2 protein-coding genes and 1 pseudogene are annotated in these 2,915 nt (G+C 78.7%); 1 reads left to right on the top strand and 2 read right to left on the bottom strand.

Features of this window, described 5'->3' with window-relative positions; all coding sequences use genetic code 11:
- A pseudogene (locus GTR00_RS18075) lies at nucleotides 1-708 on the top strand (hypothetical protein); the annotation flags it as partial.
- Between the two features lie 13 nt (nucleotides 709-721).
- On the opposite strand, the gene GTR00_RS18080 reads toward GTR00_RS18075, so the two are convergent.
- Nucleotides 722-1,711 carry a DUF6807 domain-containing protein gene (locus GTR00_RS18080; RefSeq protein ID WP_205706125.1) on the bottom strand — a complete coding sequence of 330 codons (990 nt, stop codon included), beginning with the start codon at nucleotides 1,709-1,711 and terminating at the stop codon, nucleotides 722-724.
- Nucleotides 1,708-2,868: a Gfo/Idh/MocA family protein gene (locus GTR00_RS18085; protein WP_166612968.1), complete on the bottom strand. Its 1,161-nt coding sequence runs from the start codon at nucleotides 2,866-2,868 to the stop codon at nucleotides 1,708-1,710. Before GTR00_RS18085 ends, GTR00_RS18080 begins: the two co-directional genes overlap by 4 nt.
- Nucleotides 2,869-2,915 lie beyond the last annotated feature (47 nt).

Genomic DNA, 2,915 nt, shown 5'->3' on the forward strand with positions numbered 1-2,915 from the left:
GTCCAGCGGCCCGCGGGGTACCCGCTGCCCGGGCAGCAGCGCGGGCCGCTGGACCGGCCCGCCGGGCAGGACGACCGCGCCGGCGGGCGGGAGCGCTCCGCGCCGCGGCTGGGCACGAACGGGCAGCCGGCGCGCCCGCAGCGCTCCTGGACCCTGTTCGCCGGCCTGCTGGCCCTGGTCGGCGTCCTCGCGGTCGCCCCCACCGCCGGGGTGGTCGTGGCGTTCGCCGCCGGGGTGCTGGCGCGCACCGTGGACCGCGCCTCGGCAGCGCTGTTCCGCCGCCGCTGGGAGGCGGGCCCGCGCTCGACGGACGCGCTGGCGGTGACGGCCGCGACGCCGTGGCACCTGCTGCGCGCGGCCCTGTCCACGGCCCTGGCCTCGATCGTGCCGCTGCTGGTGGGCCTGAGCGTCGTCTTCATCGGCGGCACGGTCGCCGGCGGACCGCTGGGCTCGGACCCCGGCGCGCCGGAGCTGCTGGCCGCCGGGGGCCTGGCGGGGGTGCTCGTGGCGTGGTTCGGGCCGGGCAGCCGCTCGCTGCAGCGCGGCGCGCGCACCGCGGTGCGCTCCGCGCTGCGCAGCGAGCGGTCCACCGGTGCCGCGGTCGGGCTGCTGCTGCTCGTGGCCTCCGCGGCCGCCGTGATGGTGCTGCAGGGCGACACCCCGGACTGGCGGCCGCTGACGCAGTCGCCGTTCGACTGGCTGGGCTGAGCCCGGCCGCTCCTCAGGCCGCGGCGGTGCGCGCGGCGGCCAGCGCCGCGCGGCCCAGGGCCGCCAGCCCGCGCCCGCGCTCGGGGTCGCTGGCGCCGTCGGCCACGACGACGGCGCAGCGGAAGCGCAGCTCCTCGCCGTCGGCGAAGCCCAGCTCCTGCGCGAAGAACGGCGCCGGGCACAGGGCGGCGAACTGCTCGCTGCGCGCGAACCACTGCGGCGGGTGCCGCGGGTTGCCCCGGTCGTCGAGCAGCAGCACGGTGGAGGCGGCGTCCACCTCGTCGTGCCGGCCGCTGAAGGCCATCCACTCGGCCCGCTCGCCGCGCAGCTCGTCGCCGCCGGCCGCCCGCTCGGTGACCAGCCGCCCGCCGGTGAAGCTGCGCGGGCCGCGCCAGAACAGCCCGCCGTAGCCGGCGTTCTCCCGGCCGTTGGTGGTGGGGCTGCCCAGGGGCAGGTCGCCGCCGGAGACGTTGCGCAGCGCCAGGTCCACGGTGAGGACCCAGGCGTCGGCGGTGGCGGCGGCGAACACCAGCTCGCGCCGCTCGCGCACGACCTCCTCGCCGGACTGCGCGTGCCAGGCCAGCTCGTGCGCGAAGCGCGCCGCGCCCCCCGCGCCGGTCCCGCCGGTGCCGCCCGTGCCGTCGGCCGCGTCCCCGGCGGCGAGCACCTCGACGGTGTCCACGGAGCCGTCGTTGTCCAGCTGCACGTAGCCGCGACCGCGCACGTAGGTGGGCCCGCCCCAGAAGTTGTGCGGGCCGACGTGGGGCAGCGACCAGGCGATCCCCTTGTGCCACACGTGGTCGTGCGGGCGGTACAGGGTGACCTCGTGCCCGGCGGGGGTGCGCAGCGGGTGCAGGTACGGGCGCGGGGACTCCAGCTGCGGCACGTCGCTGCGGTAGCGGTAGCGGGCCACCTCCACGTCGCGCTCGCCGGTGCGCAGGTGGACGGTGAACCCCCCGGCGCCCTCGTCGTGCTCGGCGCGCACCGCGCGCACCGCGCTCACCGCTGCGCCGCCGTGCCGGCGCGCTCCCACGGGGCGCCGGTGCCGTCCATGCGCAGCGCGAACGGGTCGTCGGGGCCGATGTCGCCGCGGCGCACGAGCTCGCCGGTGAACGCCGAGCGGTAGGTGGCCGCGACCAGTTCGAGGGTGTCGCGGGCGGTGCGCAGCGCCACCGGCGGGGTGGTGCCGGCGTCCAGGGCGTCCAGGACGGCGGCGAACTGCGCCGCGTGGCTGCTGGGCACCCCGGCCGGTCCGGCGGCCCAGGCGCGGGCGACCCCCTCCTCGTGGCCGGGGGCGGCGGTGACGGTGAAGTCCTCGTCGCCGTAGCCGTACAGGTGGGTCAGCTCCACGGTGGCGCGCTCGAGGTCGAAGCGCAGCGCGGACGTCTCGCGCGGGGAGACCACGGAGTTCACCACGGCGGCCAGCGCGCCGGAGGCGAAGCGCACGGTGGCGGTGGAGACCTCCTCGGTGCGGGTGGGGCGCGCGCCGCGCGCGGCCATCGCGCTCACCTCGCTCCACTGCCCGAGCACGGCGAGCAGGACGTCCACCTGGTGGATGCCGTGGCCCATCGTGGGCCCGCCGCCCTCGGCCTCGAAGGTGCCGCGCCAGGGCACCTGGAAGTAGGCGTCGGGCCGGTACCACTGGGTCAGGCAGGTCGCCACGAGGGGGCGGCCGAGGGTGCCGTCGGCCACGAGGGCGGCCAGGCGCCGCACGCCGGAGCCGAAGCGGTGCTGGGAGACCACGGCCACCGAGCCCGTCGAGGCGGCCTCGGCGGCCAGCAGGCGGTCGGTCTGGGCCAGGGAGAGCGCCACGGGCTTCTCCACCACGACGTTCGCCCCGGCGGCCAGCGCCGTCTCGGCCAGCGGCACGTGGGTGGCCGGCGGCGTGCACAGCAGGACGAGGTCCACCGGGTGCGCGGCGAGCACGTCCTCCAGGCGGCCGGCGGTGGCGGGCACCCCCCAGCGCTCGGCGAACCCCCGCGCCCTGTCCTCGTCGACGTCGACGGCGGCGACCAGGCGCACCCGCTCGCCGGCGGTGCGCAGCGCGGCGGCGTGGGCGTGGGCGATGGCCCCGGTGCCGACGACGACGGCGCTGCGGGCGGGGCGCGGGGCGGCGGGTGCGCCCGCGGGGTCGGTCAGCGTGGCGGGTGCGTGCTCCACGGGTCCTCCTGGTCCTCGTCGACCGATGGGATAGCGCTTACCTGAGA

This window comes from Kineococcus indalonis (genome assembly GCF_009906395.1).
Taxonomy (GTDB): Bacteria; Actinomycetota; Actinomycetes; order Actinomycetales; family Kineococcaceae; genus Kineococcus; species Kineococcus indalonis.